Raw genomic sequence first — 16685 nt, forward strand, 5'->3', positions numbered from 1 at the left:
CCGCAGCGGGACTATCCCGCCGCTAGCGTGGCCGAATATTGCTCCGCCGTTCTCACGGCCTGATGAGACGAATTGAATTGTTGTCCCGCGGCAGATGATCTCGAAAGGTATGCGGTATGACTTGAGAGGGTGGTCATTCATGGTAGGCTCCGGATGATGGAGCCTCCCATTGAGGTCATGGCGGGAAATATGTCGAAAGAGCTATGAAGACCTTTGAAGAAAGTGGCCTTTCCAGCGCTGATATTGACAGGATTATCTTGTCAGTTGGCCGCCATGTAACCCCAAATTCCGTCCGAGACTTTTTGTAGGGCTGCTTCGTGCGACACGCGAGAAGGGGGAGGGGCCTCATACCCGACAGGTCATTGGCGGTTTCGTGGACCGTGATGCGAATAGGTGCGGTCGGAATAATTGGGCGAAACCAGATGCGATACAGAGTGGCTTTGAGGCCCGCAGGGCAGTCATGTCAGAGCACCTGGACGGGAGGCTATTGGATCTCGAGTTGATCAAAACAGGCTCGGACTTGTATCGTATCGGTATTTTCGATCCAGGCGAAGGTGAGGTGCCTTTTAAGGTGCCTTATCAGATTTCAGGATCAGTTTTGCGATACCGTGCCAGCAAGCAAGCTCCGCGACTGTCGTGGGCGGGCAAGTTCATCCATCCGGGGGTAGGAGAGAAGCGCGAGCAGTACCGCAAGTTTCTCTTTCTGGCCCCATTCTTTTGTCTTTGCGCGCTATTTGTCCTGTGTGGCGTGATGCTCTCGATCTCGACCTGGATCGGCTTGAGAACCAATGGGCTGCCTTGGTTGTCTATGATGATATTCACCGGGTTGGCGGTGTTGATCTGGTGGTCTTTATCACGGCGCTGGGAGCGCTTGTTCGATGATAGGATTTTACTTCTCGGCATGGGCGACGTGGCAGGGGATATGCGAGGTGTCGTACTTGATCGTGCGGAGGTTGATGGAGTGAGGTCGATAGTCTTACGCCATTACATAGCGGATTGCCCGATTTGCCGCACGACGACGATCACGCTCGCGAAAGGCGATCCAGAGTTTCCAAGGCGGATTGTTGGTCGCTGCGACAATAGTCCGCGTGAGCATATTTTCAGCTTCGATCGTGTGACGCTTGAGGGCGCGCCGCTGCGGCAGCGGTGCCAGTGTTAAAGAGGCGTTGGCTGTTTAGCCGTCAGTTGGCCCGCAGGGCCCATTGATCATCAGAGCATGAGGAAAGATTGCAGATGCCGGTAGATGAAGGGTCGACGTTGACGCGCGCGGATCTTGCGGAGGCTCTGCATCGCACGGTCGGATTATCGCGGACCGATGCGCTTCACATGGTGGAACAGATCCTCGTGCGAATGTCGGATGCCCTTGCAGCGGGCGAGAATGTGAAGATTTCGAACTTCGGGACGTTCCTGCTGAACGACAAATCCGAGCGGATCGGGCGAAATCCGAAGACTGGCGTGGAAGTGCCGGTATCTGCGCGCCGTGTGGTGACGTTCAGGCCGAGCCAGGGGCTACGCGATCAGGTGGCGGGATCTCGCGCAACGTAGGTTGCCAGGCCGAGCCAAGATCTGTTGCCGCCGCGAAACTGGCGCACGACGTCACCGCGATCCCAATGGCCGGTGAAGATTCCGCGCCGGTTGATGCCGCCGACAGGGCGGGTGCGTGCCGCGAGAAGGCGGGCGCGGCGCGTGTCTCGATCGAGGTGCCGCAGTGGTTCCATGAGAGTGGTCCTTTCTGAATGAGGGATCGAGAAACGATCCGTGGCTACGCTTTGCCGCGCGCTTCATTCAGGAAGGCGCGGCTTTGCAGATATTGGCGTGAGAAGATCGATCACGGTAATGTCGAGCACATCAGCCAAATTTTGCATTGTTGCGAGGGTCGGGTTCGCTTTGCCGTGCATGATATGGGAGATGTGAGAGGCGGCGACCCCGGATCGCTCGGAAAGTGCAATTTGGGTCATCTTGCGCGAAGCGCAGGAGGTAGCAAGGTTCGCGGCAAGCGTTTGCTTGAGGGTTGCGGCGGGGACCGTCTCGGAGAGAGGTAGTCGGGTCATATGTGCATGATCGACGAATAGATCAGGCAAGCGGCCAATTTGCCTCCAGTCATCCATGCAAAGCGCGTGGGGCCAACCATGCTGAGGCACAATCCGCTGATGGAAAGCACGATTGGCACGCCGACGGCGAGGGGCAGCCAGATCCAGTTGAGAAGCGCAAAGCGGCGCAAGCGTTCATATCGGGTGAGCGGCGGGGCACCAGCTGGCCGAAGCTGGAAGACGCCTGATGCTCGGGTGGTGGCTACCGCCAGGGCCATGGGGATGACCGTGAACAAGATCGCCAGGGGAAGGGCGGCTTTCATATCAAATGTCATCCATGGCGAGATGGTCCTGAACAAAGTCCGAGACGAGAACGATCGCGGCGCCAATGATCGACCATGCCGCGATGGCGACGACTGACCAGATTTGCCATGTCCGAACGGGCACCCCTGTAAAATTTCCGAAGAGCGTTCCGAAGGAAAAGAGGGCGATGAGCACCCCCATGATGGACATCCATGGCGTCCATAGAGGGCGATCGAGGAGCTTGGCGAGCATCGATAGTTCCATCCGGTTCATGGGGCGGACATCGGAAAAGCCGCCACGATTGTCTTGGTAACTGTGAAGCATTCGGTCGACCCACAAGGCAAGTGAAAGCGCACCTGATGGCGGGTCGCCGGTCTGGCAAAGGTTTTGGGACAGGGGGTGTCGGGATTGCCAGACCGGCGGGAACAAGACTGCATCTCGCTCGCGAGAGCAGGATTGAGGTTCAATTCCTAACAAAGGGTTAAAAGCTTTTGAGACCAAAGTTCCCGAAAAATGAAATCACCTGTCATTTGAAAGTGATGATCGGCTTGACTGCGCCGTTCACTTAATGTTCTAAATAGCGCATAGGTCTCACCGAAGGAGGACAACCTATGAAGATGAAGGACGTACTGGAGGGGTACAATTACGATCTGCCCCTGATGGACGCGGTGAACGATGTCGAACTTCGACCTGTTCGCCGGCTGCTGGCAGGAGCCCTTGTGGGTGAGAGCCTGGATGCCGGATATTTCGCGACCCGTGAAATGGCCGATGCCTATTTCGACCTGTGGAACGACGGCCGCAAGGGCGTCCGTTATGGCGAAGGCTATCTGGCCTTTGAGGAGATCCTGAAGGACAAGAACCCGCTGCAGATGAAGCTGTGGTATCTGACGTGCGAACGGGATCTGAAGGAGACCGTGAAGGATATGCGCTGGCTCGCGATCCTGGCGAACCGTCGCGCCTACATGGCTCGGGCCGTTCGGGAATCAGGGGCGCAAGTGCTGCATGTCTCGGCGCGCAATCTGGTTGCCGGCAAGACGCCCGCCGAAATGGTGGCGGATCAGACGGTCTGGAATTGAGCGCTCAGGCTACGAGCGCAAGGATGGTTTCCGGCTCGGTCGGCTGATGCCGCGAGACGCGGAAGGGTTGTAAAGGGTTGTCGGTGCGCACGACGAACTGGTCGGCGCCGGTGGTGTCGCGAAGCTGACAGGCGACGGCATAGCACTTCTCGAACGAGGTGAGATGGCGGCGGCGGGCTGAGGGAGACGAGATAGTCATAGGTTTGTCCTTCGGGTGATGTCCTTCGGGTGATGTGCGCAAATGCGCGGGAACGAGCCATGCAGGTTCGTTCATGTTAAATTGACCCATTGCTATCTATAAAGGATGGAGCCGGAGTCGACGTTCAGGCGTTGCGCTGGTTGATCCACGGTAATGCATGGGTCTCATTCAATCGACGGGGTCGAAGCCGCTGCTACGGTTTCGGCCCCGTTATTGTTTGCAATCTCCTTTCTCGTTCGGTCCGTAATGCGAGGACGACATGCGGATCGGTGTGGCTCTGGATCAGCCGCAAGAGCGCGTCATCGGGTAATCGAGCTGGATCGAGACGCGGTCCTTTCGTCTTGGGCGCGGCACGGCCGAGGCCGAGCAGGACGATGCGATTGCGCACTTCAACGAGGCGTTCGCCGCGCTCTGCGCGGGTGAAAGCCCGATCGAGGCCGTAGAGCCAACCGGAGTTGGCTTGGGCCAGCATGGCTTCGCAGCGGGTCAGATCGTCGGCGTGCCGGCATCGTCGGATGCGCTCGACGGTGAGTTCGCGGGCGGTTTGCCGGACGCGCGCGTAATGATCGCTGCTGGGGCTTTCGATTGCGAACAGGCGGTGCATATGGCGCACCCAAGATCCCATGCTCTCCCATGCGAACGCGGCGGGCGCTGATTTCTCGGCCTTGCGATATGCGCGCGCTGGTCGTGGCGATCGAGGCGGTTGCTTGTCGCCGTAGAACAGATCGGGTTGACGGATGGGCATAGCAGCCTCCATAGGTTGCTAAGTGATTGATTATTAACATAATTGTTATTATCGCGCCAAGGCTATGCGCGTCTTGCAGGGCTTGCGAGCGCGTGGGATGCTGGCCCTGCCATTGCAGGAGGAACGCGGATAATGGACCCGAAACAGATGGCCGACGCACAGTTGGTCGATGCCTGGGACAAAGTCGAAGACGGTGAAAACCTGACCAACTTTGAAAAGGCCGTTCTCGATGAAATCGAACGGCGCAATATCGACCTGTAGAACGCCGTTAGATTTGTGACGATTTGTCCATCTGTGCCGCAGGTATCTTGAACATGGACACCAGAAATGCTAATCGCCGCGCCAGGTGCCGGGTAAACGCGACCACCCGGCACCGCCTTCATTTCATCCGGCCTTGACCAAGGCCCTTTCGATTAGACGACGGATGCTTAGGTCGGCCAGGTGCGGCTCAAGGCTCAGATGCTCGAGGAGTCACTAGGGCGCGGCTCAGTCCAGGAGTGTGTTGGAACCGTCAGGATCGGCGGCGGGCTGGGCTTTAGCAATGGCGTTGAATGCCGCTTCGCTCAGTTCTTCGGGAGCAAGCGCGATGTGATCGAGCCGTGCCAAGCGTTCGTATTCCGCAGCCGGCAACATGACGACACCCACGGCTCCATTGCGCTCGACCGCAATCGGGTGGGTCATGGCTTTATCGTAGTAGAAACCGAAGCGCTTCGAGACTTCGCTCGTGCGGAAGGTTTCAATAGACAAGCTCACGGCCTGATCTCCTGCAAATGAAGCCAGCGGCTGTTATGGCGTCAAAGTGATCGCCTGTTGATTTGGTTGAAAGCTGATACGCAATCCAAGAGCATCGGCAATTTTGCCGATCGTCGCGAAGCTCGGATTCCCTTCACCAGACAGAGCCTTGTAAATGCCCTCACGGCTCAGACCGGTATCGCGTGAGAGCTTGCTGATATTGCGAGCGCGCACCACGTCGCCCAGAGCGGCGGCAATTACGGCGGTATCACCATCCTCAGCAGCGGCGTCCAGATAGGCCGCAATGTCCGCTTCGCTCTTGAGGAAGTCGGCGGGATCGTAACGGCTAAAAGTCACGTCCATGATTTCATTCCTTCCATGCGCTCGCGATTGACTTTGCCTGCGCGATGTCTCGTGCCTGTGTGCTCTTGTCACCGCCACAAAGCAGGACAATCACGATGGGGCCGCGCTTCATGTAATAAACGCGGTATCCCGGCCCATAATCAATGCGAAGCTCCGATATTCCATCCCCTACGGGCTTTACGTCGCCTGGATTTCCAAGGCTCAAACGACGTAGGCGAATCTGTATTCGGGCTTTCGCATTTGAATCACGCAAACCAGCCAACCATTGATTGAAGGCGTTAGACTGGATCATCTCGATCATGTGATAACCATAGTTGACAGGCTCCCGACTGTCAACCAAGGTTGGCAATCGAAAGATTTGACCGGAACTTAGAGATCCTCGCGGACCATGATTGTCATGACGCGGCGCGTGACGCTGGCGTAAGTGGGGTCAGGGGAACCCCACTTCAGGTCGGCGTCGTAGGCGTCGATCTGAAAATAGACCGTCGTTCCCCGGTAATCGATCTGGCCACGATCGCGCTCGGTCCTGTCGTCTTCGGGATAGGTGAACTTGCGGACTTCGGCGAGGATCTGGGCCTGGGCGACAAGCTCGGCCATCGTACTGTCAGCGAAAGTGCCAAGGCAGGTGCGGGTAATGACGATCCGGCCGGTACGGTCGAGGCCGTGGCGGCAGCGATCGTTGAGACGGGCGATGATTTCGCGCTCGGACATGACGGCGGTGGCAGTTGCGAGGGACATGGCAATTCTCCTGTGGGTCAGGCGGCGAGACGGGGACGCTGCGATGCGGGCACCGCAGCGTTGAAGCGTTCGATCCAGCTGCGCATGGTCGGGCGTTCGTCGACGGGGATCGAAGCGGCGACGTCCTGAAACCGGATCAGGTCGAGCGGGGCCTCGGTGATGATCTGGTCGATGTCCTCGGCGGGAAGTAGCCCCTCATGGCGGATGAAATCCGTCATGCGGCCCGGCCGCGCCTTGGTGGTCTTGCGCCAGAGGCCCTCGACCGTTCGCAGGCGTGGTGCCGCCCTCGCCTCCACCAGAACGATCAGTCGCAGACACCATGCAGGAAGGTCGCGGATCTCCTGGGCGCGGTTGGCTATGCAGAGCCAGCAAGCGCTCTTGTCCGGGACCGGCAGACCTTCGGCCTCGATGCGGCGGATGCAGGCATCGCGATCCCAGTCCCATTCCCGAAGGGGATACTGGCATTCGTAGAGTGGATCGTCGATCGACAGGGCATGGTTGGCGCGCAAGGTGTCCCTTGGGCCGGCGTCGTAGCCGATCAGGCGGATCACCCGCTGGCCGCGAGCCCATGCTTCCTGGGCGGGTTTCCATGTCTTCAGGAAGGCGTCCTGTGGAGCCTTCTTATATTTCAGCGAACATTAGGTCTGGCTGGGTCTGTCTTCTTTACCTCGCAAAGCCTACATTTCCGCCACTCCCAATCCCCCTCTCCTTCCAAGACGCCCGATTAGATCGGGACCGCGTTCAGAGCGCGGAGGGATCGTGCAGTTCAGCGCTGGTACGGATTGGGACGGGTCGTTGTAGCCGATCGAGTTCCTTCACTAGTTGCGCGTTGCGGCGTTCGAGCCGTTCCGCGCGCTGCTCGGCTTCGACTGCGCGCTTCAGTAGGCTGGCATTATGTGTCGCGAGTGCGATGTTGCGGGCTTCCGCATCACGAAGAGCCGTGCGTGTGCGATCCATCTCGCCTGCGGTCTTTTCTGTGTATTCAGCACGCTGCGCCTGAAGTCCGCGCAAAGCGTCAAGAACGACGGCATGGTGAGTATAAATGATATTGCGGCCGACCCCTGCCGCTCGTGCGAGTGCGGCTACCGTTGGCGCAGTGGCTGGATCGTTAGCGAATGCGCCGAGAGCTTCGCGCAGACGGGCATCGGTCTTTGCCCAACGGCGAGCTTGTGGCGTAGCAAGGTCAGATTCGGACGCCATCAGTACTTCCTTCGTCGAGCTGGTCGAGTATACGACGAGATTCCTGAATGCGGATTTCGGCAAGCGCGCGGCTCTCGGCGTCGAGATCATCCCGCTGGGTCAGCAAGGTGTTGCGTTCGAGGCGCGCTTTCCAAACACCTCTATGCCGGTCGGTCACGGCGAAGTTAGCGCAGTTCAAGCAGGTGCTTTGCGTGCGAAGCACCTGATTCGGCTCGCGTTCGCCGCCTAGGCAAGCGGAGGTTTCGCGGCGGTACAGGCAGTAGCCCCAATCGCAAACGCCAAGGCGCATATCCGTCTCGGCGAGGATTTCGGTGATATAGACATCAACGTCGCCCGATCGCGTGCGCCCGCGAAACGGCGATCGTTCAGAGAGCATGATGCCTGCCTTACCTGCAACATGCGGGGCTAGGAGCAGGTCTTCCAGCGCCATGCGGGTTTCTTCCGCAGTCTGTTAAGAGATGCCATCCTCCGACGGCACCCACGATAAAAGCGGTCGTCAGATAGGCGGCAAGGACCGTGTGAAAGAGCCGATAGGGGAAGCTGGGATTGAAGATGATTGTCAGCCAGCTTGGCCCCGGCAGGAACTGGCCGTTGGCGCCGACCTCATAGCCAACGGGCGTTTGCATCCAGCTGTTGACCGACAGGATCCAGAATGCGGAAATAAAAGTCCCCAGCGCGACTGCAAGCGTCGCGACGAAGTGCAGCTTGCGCCCAACCTTGTTGATCCCGAACAACATGACCCCGAGGAATCCGGCTTCTAAGAAGAAGGCGGTCAGCACCTCATAGGCCATCAGCGGTCCGATGACAGGTCCCGCCTTGTCCGAGAACACTGACCAGTTGGTGCCGAACTGGTAGGACATGACAATGCCCGAGACGACGCCCATCGCGAACACGACGGCGAAGATCTTCAGCCAGTAGCGAAACAGGTTCGCATAGACGCCCTTGCCGGTCTTCAGCCACAGAGCTTCGAGCACGGCCAGATAGCTTGCCAGCCCGATGGAAAAGGCCGGGAAGAGGAAGTGAAAGCTCACCGTGAAGGCGAATTGCGCCCTTGCGAGAATGATGGCGTCCATGAATATCCCCGTTCAGCTGGCGAGTTCGGACCAGCTCTTGAATAGCATGTAGATGGCAACGACGAGCACGAAGACTGCGAAGAGGCTGTTCAACCGGCCCTTTTCGGCGGCCAGTACCTGCGATGCACGCGTGCCGATGACGCTCCCGACAATGCCGCCCACGATGAACACGCCGGCCAGACCCCAAAGGACGTAGCCCGAAAGCGCATAGTTGAGCGCTGTCGTCAGACCGAAGGCCGCGACCGCGACGAGCGAGGTGCCGATCGCGCGCAGGATGGGCATGTGGGTCGAGGCGATCAGCCCCGGCACAATGAGGAAACCGCCGCCGATCCCGAAGAAGCCGGAAAAGGCGCCGGTCCCGAGACCATAGCTGACAACCTTGCCGACATTCTCCCGATTGCATTGCGCGCCCTCGACGCCCTGGTCGCCGCGACCGCGAAACATCAAGACTGCCACAACGATCATCAGGATCGCGAACAGGAACAGCAGCTTGTGCCCATCGATGCTCTTGCCAAGCGTTGAACCGCCGAGCGCACCGACGACGCCGGCAGCAGCATAGATCCCCCCGCACCGCCAGTTCACGGTGCGGGCATGGGCATGGTTCCAGAGGCCAGTAAGCGCATTGGCCGCGACGGCCAATGCACTGGTGCCGATCGCCTCATGCGGATTGCGGACGCCTACGAGATAGAGCAGCAGCGGCACGGCGAGGATCGACCCGCCGCCCCCGACAAGCCCGAGGACAAAGCCCACCAGCGCGCCTGACAGTCCGCCGAGGGCATATTGAAGCGGCTCAAGCATGGCTCAGTGCGCCGCTTCGATCGCGTGCGGCGCGACCATCCATTCCCGGCCCTTGAGCATGCCATGCCAGTAAACCGGCGGCAGGATGGTGTCCTTGAGGAGCCAGGACAGGCGCGAGGGCCGCGTTCCGTCGATCAGCCAATTGGGAAAGCTGGGCAGCAATTTGCCGCCATAGCCGAACTCGGCGAGCACGATCTTGCCAGCCTCGACCGTTAGCGGACAGGAGCCATAGCCGTCATAGTCAGCGGTCGGCGGCTTGCCCTCGAGCACGGCAAGTACATTGACCGCGACAACCGGCGCCTGCTTGCGCGCCGCAGCGGCGGTCTTGGCATTCGAGGCGGAGCAGGCGTCGCCCAATGCAAATACATTAGGATAGCGCACATGTCGAAGCGTCGCCTCGTTGACTTCGATGAAGCCGGAGGCTGCTGCGAGGGAACTGGTGCGCACGAAATCCGGCGCGACCTGTGGCGGCACGACGTGAATCATGTCGAAGCGCTCTTCGACGCGTCCGGTGCCGTCGCTATCCTTGCGTTCGAAAGTCGCCACTTTTGCGGCGCCATCGATCGCGACGAGCTTCGATTCGAAGTTGAGGTGCGCGCCATAGCGCTCGACATATTCCATCAGTGCCGGGACATAGGCGGCAACGCCGAACAGCACCGCGCCGGCGGTGTGGAACTGGACGTCGATGTCTTTCAGGACGCCTGCCTTTTCCCAGCGATGACAGGAAAGGTACATCGCTTTTTGCGGCGCGCCGGCACACTTGATCGGCATTGCGGGCTGGGTGAACAGCGCCCGTCCGCCCTTGAATTGCTTCACCAGTCTGTTGGTGTAGGGCGCAAGATCATAGCCATAGTTGGACGTCACGCCGTTCTTGCCGATCGTATCGGCCAAGCCCGGAATAGCGTTCCAATCCAATTTGATACCCGGACAGGCAACGAGAACACGGTAGCGGACTTCGCCGCCATCACTGAGGATCACCTTGTTTTCGTCGGGGGCAAAATCCGAGGCTGCTGCGCGGATCCAGTTCACTCGGCTCGGCATGACCTGCGCTTCAGTGCGTCGTGTGAACTCTCTCTCGAAGACACCGGCGCCGACCATAGTCCAACCGGGCTGATAATAATGCTCCTCAGATGGCTCGATAACTGCAATATCGAGCTTCGGATTGCGCTTTAGAAGGCTTGCTGCCGTCGCAATCCCCGCTGCACCGCCGCCGACAATCACGACATCGTGAATATGGACTACAGGGGCCGATTGGCTCCGAGAGGAGGAGAGGTCATACAACTTCGTCGACCTCGCGCCGGAGCGGCAAAAGGCGAGAATCGGCCTAGGAAGGCGCGCTAGCGCACTTGCCATGGCCTCAACATTCGCATCGGTAATCGCCCCCGAGACTGCGGGCGCATGCGCGAACTCTAAGCCCAGTCGTTCGGCAGCTTCACGAAGCTCCGTAGCGGCAATCTGACCCTTCTCCTCGTTATCAGGTCGATTGCAGATGATCGCCTTGTAACCTTGGGCGGCGATTGCCGGAAGGTCGGCGAGATCAATCTGCGGGGAGATTGCAAAGTCCCGATTGAGCGGCTTGATGTCCATGGCTTCTCCTCGATCCCGCTCTGAAGCGGGCCTCTTTTCATTTTGTAATGATGCGGTGCGCGGTCATGCCGGCGAGCATGGCGGCGACGAAAATTCCGGCTTCAATTGGTGCGATGGCAAGGTCGGCGAGTGCGGGGCCGGGACATAGTCCCCCGATCGCCCAACCGATCCCGAACAATGACGCTCCGCCAAGCAACTTGGCATCCAGCAAGCTTGTACCGGGCAAGTCGAACGCCTCGCAGACGATCGGTCGCGGCATCCGCTTCTGGACCAACCAGGCGATCGCCATCGGCACCATCGCACCGACCATCACGAAGGCAAGCGTGGGATCCCAGGCCCCGAACAGATCGAGGAAGGCGCGCACCCGCGCGGGGTCAGCCATGCCGGATATGGTGAGCCCAGCTCCGAACAAGGTGCCCGCTAGCAACGAGATGGCAGGGACCTTCACTTCCCAGTGCCGCAGGTTGAAAGGCCGAGCGGGCGGTAGAGCGGACAGAAGCTGACCGCGCTTGTCAGAAGGAATATAACTGCGACGATCGCCAAGCCGACACCGAGGTCCCCGCTGATCGTTCCGGTCCACCAGAGATAACCGATCGCCAAGGCTGCGATGGTGCGCAGCATCCGATCGACCGTTCCCATATTCCTCTTCATGTCCGGTGTCCTCCGACTATCCGTTGATGAAACCGAAAGCGCGCATCAGCCCAACGGTGGCGAAGCCGCTGACCATGAAGGTCAGCGTTGCGACCATCGACCGGCGCGAAAGTCGGGAGAGACCGCAGACCCCGTGACCGCTCGTGCAGCCTGAACCAAGGCGCGTGCCGAAACCTACGAGCAGTCCGGCAATGACCAGTTGCAGGACTGATCCTGTAAAAAGCGGTCTGATACTGCTGGAAGACAGTATGACGAGGAGCGCACCAAGCGGCAGTCCGGCGATGAACGCGAGCGCTATGGCGCGCGGTGTGCCCGTATCGGAAATTCCCGACGCGCGGGCCAACATACCGCTTACACCAGCGATGCGACCAAGTCCGAGCAGCATGATCGCTGCCGCAAGCCCGATCAGCAGGCCGCCAACCAACCCCGCGACGGGGGTGGCATTGGGGAAGCCGGGCAGCATCATACTGCGTTGACCGGAATCTTGAGGTACGTGACGCCATTGTCCTCGGCAGGCGGGAAATGACCGGCGCGCATGTTCACCTGGACAGAAGGCAGAATGAGGCGCGGCATCGCGAGCGTCTTGTCGCGGGCCTCGCGCATCGCGACAAATTCGTCTTCGCTTACCCCGTCATGGATATGGACGTTGGCTTGGCGCTCGGCCTCTACGGTCGTTTCCCAGACATAGTCCTTGCGCCCTTCCGGAAGATAATCGTGGCACATGAACAGCCGCGTTTCCGGCGGGAGCGACAGAAGCCGCATCGCAGATTGATAGAGGGTTCGGGCATCGCCACCGGGAAAATCAGCACGTGCCGTGCCGTAGTCGGGCATGAACATGGTATCGCCGACAAAGACGGCGTCGCCGATCACATAGGCGATACAGGCCGGCGTGTGCCCCGGCACATGCAGCACGGTTACATCAAGATTGCCGATCCGGAAGTGATCACCGTCTTTCCACAAATGATCGAAGTCGGAACCGTTGCGCTCGAAATCGGTGCCCGCGTTGAAAAGCTTACCAAATGCCTGCTGCACCGTGATGATTTGCTCGCCGATGGCGATTTGCCCGCCCAACTTCTCCTTCAGATATGGCGCAGCTGACAGGTGATCCGCGTGAGCGTGCGTCTCCAGGTGCCAGTCGATAGCAAGCCCCTTCTCCTCGACAAAAGCGACAAGCGCGTTTGCCGAGGAGAAGGAGGTGCGACCCGAGGCGGGGTCATAGTCCAGCACGCTGTCGATGATCGCAGCGTGGCGGCTCTCGGGATCATGAACAACATAGGTCACCGTGAAGGTCGGCTCGTCAAAGAACGCCTTGATCTGGGGGGTGTCCGTTTGAGCGGCTGAGATCTGCGATGAGGCGGCTGCAAGAGCGGAGTCGGCCACGGAAAACCTCACAAATTCACATTTACATATATCGTGTAATCGAATAATCTTGTTGCGTCAAGAGGGAGGAGCGTCGAAGGAGACGTCATGGAAATGGCCCAAAGAATTGAATCTCGCTCACCGCGCATTGGAGAGCCCGCGCCAGACTTTCGCGCCCGTTCGACCGGGGGCGAAATTCAGCTTTCAAAGTTGCGTGGACGATGGGTGATCTTTTTTTCCCATCCCGCTGACTTCACGCCAGTTTGCAGCACCGAATTCGCTGAACTCGCCCGTCGGCAGTCGGAATTTGATGCCCTTGAAACGTCGCTGTTGGGACTGTCAGTCGACAGCCTTTACTCGCACATGGCGTGGGTCAGAGCGATCCGAGAGACGCTCGGAGCGGATGTCCGCTTCCCGATAATCGAGGATCCGAGCATGGCGATTGGGCATGCCTATGGCATGGTTGACGAGCAATCTGCTGACAGCATGGCTATGCGTTCGACATTCTTCATCGATCCCGAAGGGGTCATAAGGGCGATCACATGCTACCCCCATAATGTTGGGCGATCGGTCGATGAGATGCTGCGGTTGCTTAAAGCACTGCAAGTGGTGGGCAGTGCCCAGAAACTTGCGCCTGAAGGATGGCGGGAAGGACAGCCTTTGCTCTGCCCACCATCTGACATCGCAGAAGATCGCCAGGACTGGTTTTGCCGCTTTGCGGACGCGCTATGAACGAGGCATTTTACGAGGACCGCGAAGCTGCGACCGTCGCGTCCGAAAAGCTCAAGGTCTTTGCGCAACCACAGCGCCTCATGATCCTCTCTTGCCTGTTACGCGGGGAGCGCAACGTATCGGAGATCGGCGAAGCGACAGACATTGTCCAACCAGCACTCAGCCAGCAGCTAGGGGAGTTACGCCGGGCCAATCTCGTTCAAACGAGAAAGGAGGCCAAACTCGTTTGGTACGCGCTTGCTGACGAGGGGGTCGCTTTGTGCGTCCGAACAATGGAAGCGATTTTCGGAGGCCTGGGTAAGGTCGAAGAAATCCGGCCGTCTGCCAAACCGGAGCGTCGTCCATCATTACCTGAAGGGGTGGCCGGATTTGCTCAAGTGCTTGATTAAGATATTTACGCGCTGTTTGCCTCGTTTGGCTTTGTAGCGAGTGCTGCGGTGGTCGCTGCAAGCGACACGCTCTTAACGTCGTAGAAGAAGTTTCATGTGCGCAGCTTTTGGGCCTTTGTCCTAAATTGCTTTCCCGACCAAGCTGCCAATGCCAGCGGTCAAACCCATGGCCAACGCCCCCCAGAACACCACACGACCGACAGGTTTGAGCGGGTTTGCACCGCCAGCGGCAGCTCCCACCCATCCCAGGAGCGCCAGGAACAGGAGCGATCCCAGCGCTTCGCCTGTTACGGTGAGCGACGCCGGCAGCAAAGCCGCAAGGATGAGAGGCAGCAGGGCTCCGGCCGTGAACGTCGAGGCAGACGTCAATGCCGCTGTGATCGGGCGTGCGGCAGTCATCTCGGTGATGTGGAGTTCTTCGCGAGCATGAGCACCCAGTGCATCATGCTCCATGAGTTGTTTCGCAACCTCATGCGAGGTCTTTTCGTCGACCCCTCGCTGAACATAGAAACCAGCCAACTCTGCCAATTCCGCATCGGGATTGTCAGCGATTTCCTGCTGCTCCCGGCGCAAGTCCGCCGCTTCGGTGTCAGACTGAGAGCTTACCGACACATATTCGCCCGCCGCCATCGACATCGCGCCGGCCACCAGACCCGCTATACCAGATATCAACATGGAAGAACGGGAGGCACCGGACGCAGCGACGCCGATCATCAGGCTAGCCGTGGATACGATGCCGTCGTTGGCGCCTAGCACCGCGGCACGAAGCCATCCGATACGAGAGACGAGATGGGTTTCCCGGTGGCTGCGCATCGTAATCCCCTTTGAAGCCAAGCCATTTCTTTGACCCGCATTATAGCCTGTTCGCTATCTCGTGCCAGTCCGGCAAGCTCGATCCGCACAAATTTGGAGGCGCGACGCCGTATCGGATCACAAGCGTCAGAAGAAATTCATATGGTCAGGACGATGTCAGATCGGTTCGGTAATATGCCGGGTAAAACCATCGCCGGATGAGAGCATGCGCATTCTGATCATTGAAGACAATCGCCACCTGGCAGATCTGACGGCGGAGGGCCTTACGCGTCGGAAATTCGTATGCGATTGTGCCTATTCGGCAGCGGAGGCGGATCTGGCTCTTGGGTCGGCTCAGTATGATGCACTCATCCTCGATCTGGGCTTGCCCGATGGTGACGGCGTACATTGGATCAAGAAGAGGCGTGACGCGGGCCTTGCGGTGCCGGTCCTGATGCTGACAGCCCGCAGTTCGCTCCAGCAGCGGGTCGATGGACTGGACGGCGGCGCTGACGACTATGTCGTCAAACCGGTAGAGGCGGATGAGCTGGCAGCGAGGATTCGGGCACTACTTCGCCGTCCGGGAGCTCGGGCAGCGCCCGTGTTGGAGGTGGGCAGCCTATCCTATGACACGAGCGCTCATCGCGCGCGGTATCAGGGTAAGGCCATCGATCTGTCACCTCGCGAGACCAGCCTGCTTGAGTTACTCATGCGGGAGGCTGGTGCAGTCGTTCGTCGATCTCGTATCGAAAATGCACTGTATAGTTTTCGAGACGAGATATCCCCTAATGCAGTGGATGCCGCAATCTCGCGGCTGCGTCGTCGACTTGAGGAATGCGGAGCTCGCAACATGCTCCATACGATCAAGGGGCTAGGCTACTTGCTAGAAGACCGGGAACCGTGCTGAAGCGACTTTCGGTTGGCCATCGGCTCATCGGTGGCCTGCTGCTGGTTGGCGCCATCGGTACGGTGTCGCTGATCTACGCTGTCCTCTCGGAATATGGCATACCGTTTAGCGCCTTGCTCGATCCGACCATGCGCGACGCGGCATCGACGGAACTGTTCGATCATGTTCTCATCCCACTGGTGGTGCTGATCCTGCCAATGGGCCTTGCAACCACATGGGTCATCAGAACGGCGTTCGAGCCCCTGAGCAAAGCGGCGCGTCATATCGAAACCGCACCGACCGAACGCGGGATGCAGATCGATGAAGCCGATATGCCTGCTGAAGCGAAACCGTTCGTGCGATCCATCAACAACCTGCTTCACCGACTCGACACCTCAGCTCAGCAACAGGCGGATTTTGCGTCTGACGTCGCCCACGAATTGCGGACGCCGTTGGCCATTTTGTCTCTAGAGCTTGATCGACGCGAGGGATCGGATGGAGATCCTCTGAAGGCGCAGGTCAGCGCCATGCGCCGTCTTGTGGATCAGCTCCTGCTACTGGCGCAGATCGACGCGGACGCCACCATGCCCATGACGCCTGAGCCACTCGATCTCGAGACATTGGCTGAAGACAGTGTCTCGTCCCTGGCAGCGACCGTCATCGCGCAAGGACGCGAGATCGCGATAGAGTCCGAAGGCCAGGTGCCAAAGATATACGGCCACAGGGAAGCGATCGGGGCGGGAATCCGAAACCTTATTGAAAATGCCGTCCGCGCGACGCCCATGGGTGGCACCGTGACGATCATATCCGGGCCCGGAGCGATCATCAGGGTGCGCGACCAAGGCGCCGGCCTCAGCGAAGAGAAGCTGGCGCAACTCATCCGCCGCCATCAGCGAGCAGACCATGCCAGCCCCCATGGCGCGGGTCTCGGCCTCTCCATAACCCATCGGATTATGAGCGCACATAACGGTCATATTCGAACGAGCGAGACCTTGAGAGAACTCATCCTGGATTTCCGCCTGCAGTAATTTC

Annotated in this window: 27 protein-coding genes and 2 pseudogenes; 9 read left to right on the forward strand and 20 right to left on the reverse strand. The window is 59.2% G+C overall.

What is annotated here, in order from left to right:
- Nucleotides 1-460: 460 nt before the first annotated feature.
- The 3 genes from ACODRZ_RS23125 to ACODRZ_RS23135 all read left to right on the forward strand — a co-directional run bounded on the left by ACODRZ_RS23125 (nt 461) and on the right by ACODRZ_RS23135 (nt 1736).
- Complete coding sequence (locus ACODRZ_RS23125) at nt 461-1159, forward strand: hypothetical protein (protein WP_488986245.1); 699 nt, start codon at nt 461-463, stop codon at nt 1157-1159.
- Between the two features lie 74 nt (nt 1160-1233).
- Nucleotides 1234-1545 (forward strand): integration host factor subunit alpha, encoded by a 312-nt coding sequence (locus ACODRZ_RS23130; protein ID WP_488986246.1) that lies wholly within the window; start codon nt 1234-1236, stop codon nt 1543-1545.
- A 65-nt stretch (nt 1546-1610) separates the two neighbouring features.
- Complete coding sequence (locus tag ACODRZ_RS23135; protein ID WP_488986247.1) at nt 1611-1736, forward strand: hypothetical protein; 126 nt, start codon at nt 1611-1613, stop codon at nt 1734-1736.
- A 45-nt stretch (nt 1737-1781) separates the two neighbouring features.
- Here ACODRZ_RS23135 and ACODRZ_RS23140 read toward each other — a convergent pair whose 3' ends face one another.
- The 3 genes from ACODRZ_RS23140 to ACODRZ_RS23150 are packed head-to-tail and all read right to left on the reverse strand — an operon-like array spanning nt 1782 to nt 2762.
- Nucleotides 1782-2081 (reverse strand): helix-turn-helix domain-containing protein, encoded by a 300-nt coding sequence (locus ACODRZ_RS23140; RefSeq protein ID WP_488986248.1) that lies wholly within the window; start codon nt 2079-2081, stop codon nt 1782-1784.
- On the reverse strand, nt 2048-2353 hold the full coding sequence (locus ACODRZ_RS23145; RefSeq protein WP_488986249.1) for a hypothetical protein: 306 nt from the start codon (nt 2351-2353) through the stop codon (nt 2048-2050). Before ACODRZ_RS23145 ends, ACODRZ_RS23140 begins: the two co-directional genes overlap by 34 nt.
- 1 nt (nt 2354) lies before the next feature.
- Entirely contained in the window at nt 2355-2762 is a 408-nt protein-coding gene (locus ACODRZ_RS23150; RefSeq protein ID WP_488986250.1) for a hypothetical protein, read from the reverse strand.
- Nucleotides 2763-2944: 182 nt separating this feature from the next.
- Between ACODRZ_RS23150 and ACODRZ_RS23155 the strand changes: the two genes are divergently transcribed.
- The gene (locus ACODRZ_RS23155; RefSeq protein ID WP_488986251.1) at nt 2945-3409 is read left to right on the forward strand and encodes a hypothetical protein; all 465 of its coding nucleotides are present in this window, start codon (nt 2945-2947) and stop codon (nt 3407-3409) included.
- A gap of 4 nt (nt 3410-3413) precedes the next feature.
- Here ACODRZ_RS23155 and ACODRZ_RS23160 read toward each other — a convergent pair whose 3' ends face one another.
- Entirely contained in the window at nt 3414-3608 is a 195-nt protein-coding gene (locus tag ACODRZ_RS23160) for a hypothetical protein (RefSeq protein WP_488986252.1), read from the reverse strand.
- Nucleotides 3609-3801: 193 nt separating this feature from the next.
- Nucleotides 3802-4353: a hypothetical protein gene (locus ACODRZ_RS23165; RefSeq protein ID WP_488986253.1), complete on the reverse strand. Its 552-nt coding sequence runs from the start codon at nt 4351-4353 to the stop codon at nt 3802-3804.
- Nucleotides 4354-4485: 132 nt separating this feature from the next.
- On the opposite strand from ACODRZ_RS23165, the gene ACODRZ_RS23170 reads away from it, so the two are divergent.
- On the forward strand, nt 4486-4614 hold the full coding sequence (locus ACODRZ_RS23170) for a hypothetical protein (protein WP_488986254.1): 129 nt from the start codon (nt 4486-4488) through the stop codon (nt 4612-4614).
- 225 nt (nt 4615-4839) lie between these two features.
- On the opposite strand, the gene ACODRZ_RS23175 is transcribed toward ACODRZ_RS23170, so the two are convergent.
- The 14 genes and pseudogenes from ACODRZ_RS23175 to ACODRZ_RS23240 form a co-directional block, all read right to left on the reverse strand.
- A complete protein-coding gene (locus ACODRZ_RS23175; RefSeq protein ID WP_488986255.1) occupies nt 4840-5106 on the reverse strand; it encodes a type II toxin-antitoxin system Phd/YefM family antitoxin in 267 nt (88 codons plus the stop codon).
- Nucleotides 5107-5139: 33 nt separating this feature from the next.
- Nucleotides 5140-5448 carry an addiction module antidote protein gene (locus tag ACODRZ_RS23180; RefSeq protein WP_488986256.1) on the reverse strand — a complete coding sequence of 103 codons (309 nt, stop codon included), beginning with the start codon at nt 5446-5448 and terminating at the stop codon, nt 5140-5142.
- A gap of 4 nt (nt 5449-5452) precedes the next feature.
- Entirely contained in the window at nt 5453-5749 is a 297-nt protein-coding gene (locus tag ACODRZ_RS23185; RefSeq protein ID WP_488986257.1) for a type II toxin-antitoxin system RelE/ParE family toxin, read from the reverse strand.
- 68 nt (nt 5750-5817) lie between these two features.
- A complete protein-coding gene (locus ACODRZ_RS23190) occupies nt 5818-6186 on the reverse strand; it encodes a DUF3768 domain-containing protein (RefSeq protein WP_488986258.1) in 369 nt (122 codons plus the stop codon).
- A gap of 17 nt (nt 6187-6203) precedes the next feature.
- Nucleotides 6204-6824, reverse strand: a pseudogene (locus ACODRZ_RS23195) (hypothetical protein); the annotation flags it as partial.
- Between the two features lie 103 nt (nt 6825-6927).
- The gene (locus tag ACODRZ_RS23200) at nt 6928-7386 is read right to left on the reverse strand and encodes a hypothetical protein (protein WP_488986259.1); all 459 of its coding nucleotides are present in this window, start codon (nt 7384-7386) and stop codon (nt 6928-6930) included.
- Nucleotides 7370-7816: a hypothetical protein gene (locus tag ACODRZ_RS23205; protein WP_488986260.1), complete on the reverse strand. Its 447-nt coding sequence runs from the start codon at nt 7814-7816 to the stop codon at nt 7370-7372. Before ACODRZ_RS23205 ends, ACODRZ_RS23200 begins: the two co-directional genes overlap by 17 nt.
- 16 nt (nt 7817-7832) lie before the next feature.
- Nucleotides 7833-8459, reverse strand: a pseudogene (locus ACODRZ_RS23210) (cytochrome ubiquinol oxidase subunit I); the annotation flags it as partial.
- A gap of 12 nt (nt 8460-8471) precedes the next feature.
- Nucleotides 8472-9257 (reverse strand): sulfite exporter TauE/SafE family protein, encoded by a 786-nt coding sequence (locus tag ACODRZ_RS23215; RefSeq protein ID WP_010338383.1) that lies wholly within the window; start codon nt 9255-9257, stop codon nt 8472-8474.
- Nucleotides 9258-9260: 3 nt separating this feature from the next.
- Nucleotides 9261-10844 carry a bifunctional protein tyrosine phosphatase family protein/NAD(P)/FAD-dependent oxidoreductase gene (locus tag ACODRZ_RS23220; protein ID WP_029547838.1) on the reverse strand — a complete coding sequence of 528 codons (1584 nt, stop codon included), beginning with the start codon at nt 10842-10844 and terminating at the stop codon, nt 9261-9263.
- A 37-nt stretch (nt 10845-10881) separates the two neighbouring features.
- Complete coding sequence (locus ACODRZ_RS23225) at nt 10882-11292, reverse strand: DUF6691 family protein (RefSeq protein ID WP_010338385.1); 411 nt, start codon at nt 11290-11292, stop codon at nt 10882-10884.
- Complete coding sequence (locus ACODRZ_RS23230) at nt 11289-11495, reverse strand: YgaP family membrane protein (protein ID WP_010338386.1); 207 nt, start codon at nt 11493-11495, stop codon at nt 11289-11291. Before ACODRZ_RS23230 ends, ACODRZ_RS23225 begins: the two co-directional genes overlap by 4 nt.
- A 16-nt stretch (nt 11496-11511) precedes the next feature.
- Nucleotides 11512-11961, reverse strand: coding sequence for a YeeE/YedE family protein (locus tag ACODRZ_RS23235; protein ID WP_010338387.1), 450 nt, complete (start codon nt 11959-11961; stop codon nt 11512-11514).
- Complete coding sequence (locus ACODRZ_RS23240; protein ID WP_010338389.1) at nt 11958-12875, reverse strand: MBL fold metallo-hydrolase; 918 nt, start codon at nt 12873-12875, stop codon at nt 11958-11960. The genes ACODRZ_RS23235 and ACODRZ_RS23240 overlap by 4 nt, the downstream gene beginning before the upstream one ends.
- An 87-nt stretch (nt 12876-12962) precedes the next feature.
- On the opposite strand from ACODRZ_RS23240, the gene ACODRZ_RS23245 reads away from it, so the two are divergent.
- On the forward strand, nt 12963-13586 hold the full coding sequence (locus ACODRZ_RS23245) for a peroxiredoxin (RefSeq protein WP_010338390.1): 624 nt from the start codon (nt 12963-12965) through the stop codon (nt 13584-13586).
- The gene (locus ACODRZ_RS23250) at nt 13583-13975 is read left to right on the forward strand and encodes an ArsR/SmtB family transcription factor (protein WP_010338391.1); all 393 of its coding nucleotides are present in this window, start codon (nt 13583-13585) and stop codon (nt 13973-13975) included. The genes ACODRZ_RS23245 and ACODRZ_RS23250 overlap by 4 nt, the downstream gene beginning before the upstream one ends.
- A gap of 120 nt (nt 13976-14095) precedes the next feature.
- On the opposite strand, the gene ACODRZ_RS23255 is transcribed toward ACODRZ_RS23250, so the two are convergent.
- A complete protein-coding gene (locus ACODRZ_RS23255) occupies nt 14096-14788 on the reverse strand; it encodes a VIT1/CCC1 transporter family protein (protein WP_010338392.1) in 693 nt (230 codons plus the stop codon).
- A gap of 205 nt (nt 14789-14993) precedes the next feature.
- Here ACODRZ_RS23255 and ACODRZ_RS23260 point away from each other — a divergent pair, with 205 nt between their 5' ends.
- Nucleotides 14994-15674, forward strand: a complete 681-nt coding sequence (locus tag ACODRZ_RS23260; protein WP_010338393.1) for a response regulator — start codon at nt 14994-14996, stop codon at nt 15672-15674.
- Nucleotides 15668-16681, forward strand: coding sequence for a sensor histidine kinase (locus ACODRZ_RS23265; RefSeq protein ID WP_010338394.1), 1014 nt, complete (start codon nt 15668-15670; stop codon nt 16679-16681). The genes ACODRZ_RS23260 and ACODRZ_RS23265 overlap by 7 nt, the downstream gene beginning before the upstream one ends.
- Nucleotides 16682-16685 lie beyond the last annotated feature (4 nt).

The organism is Novosphingobium sp. FG90 (genome assembly GCF_057808725.1).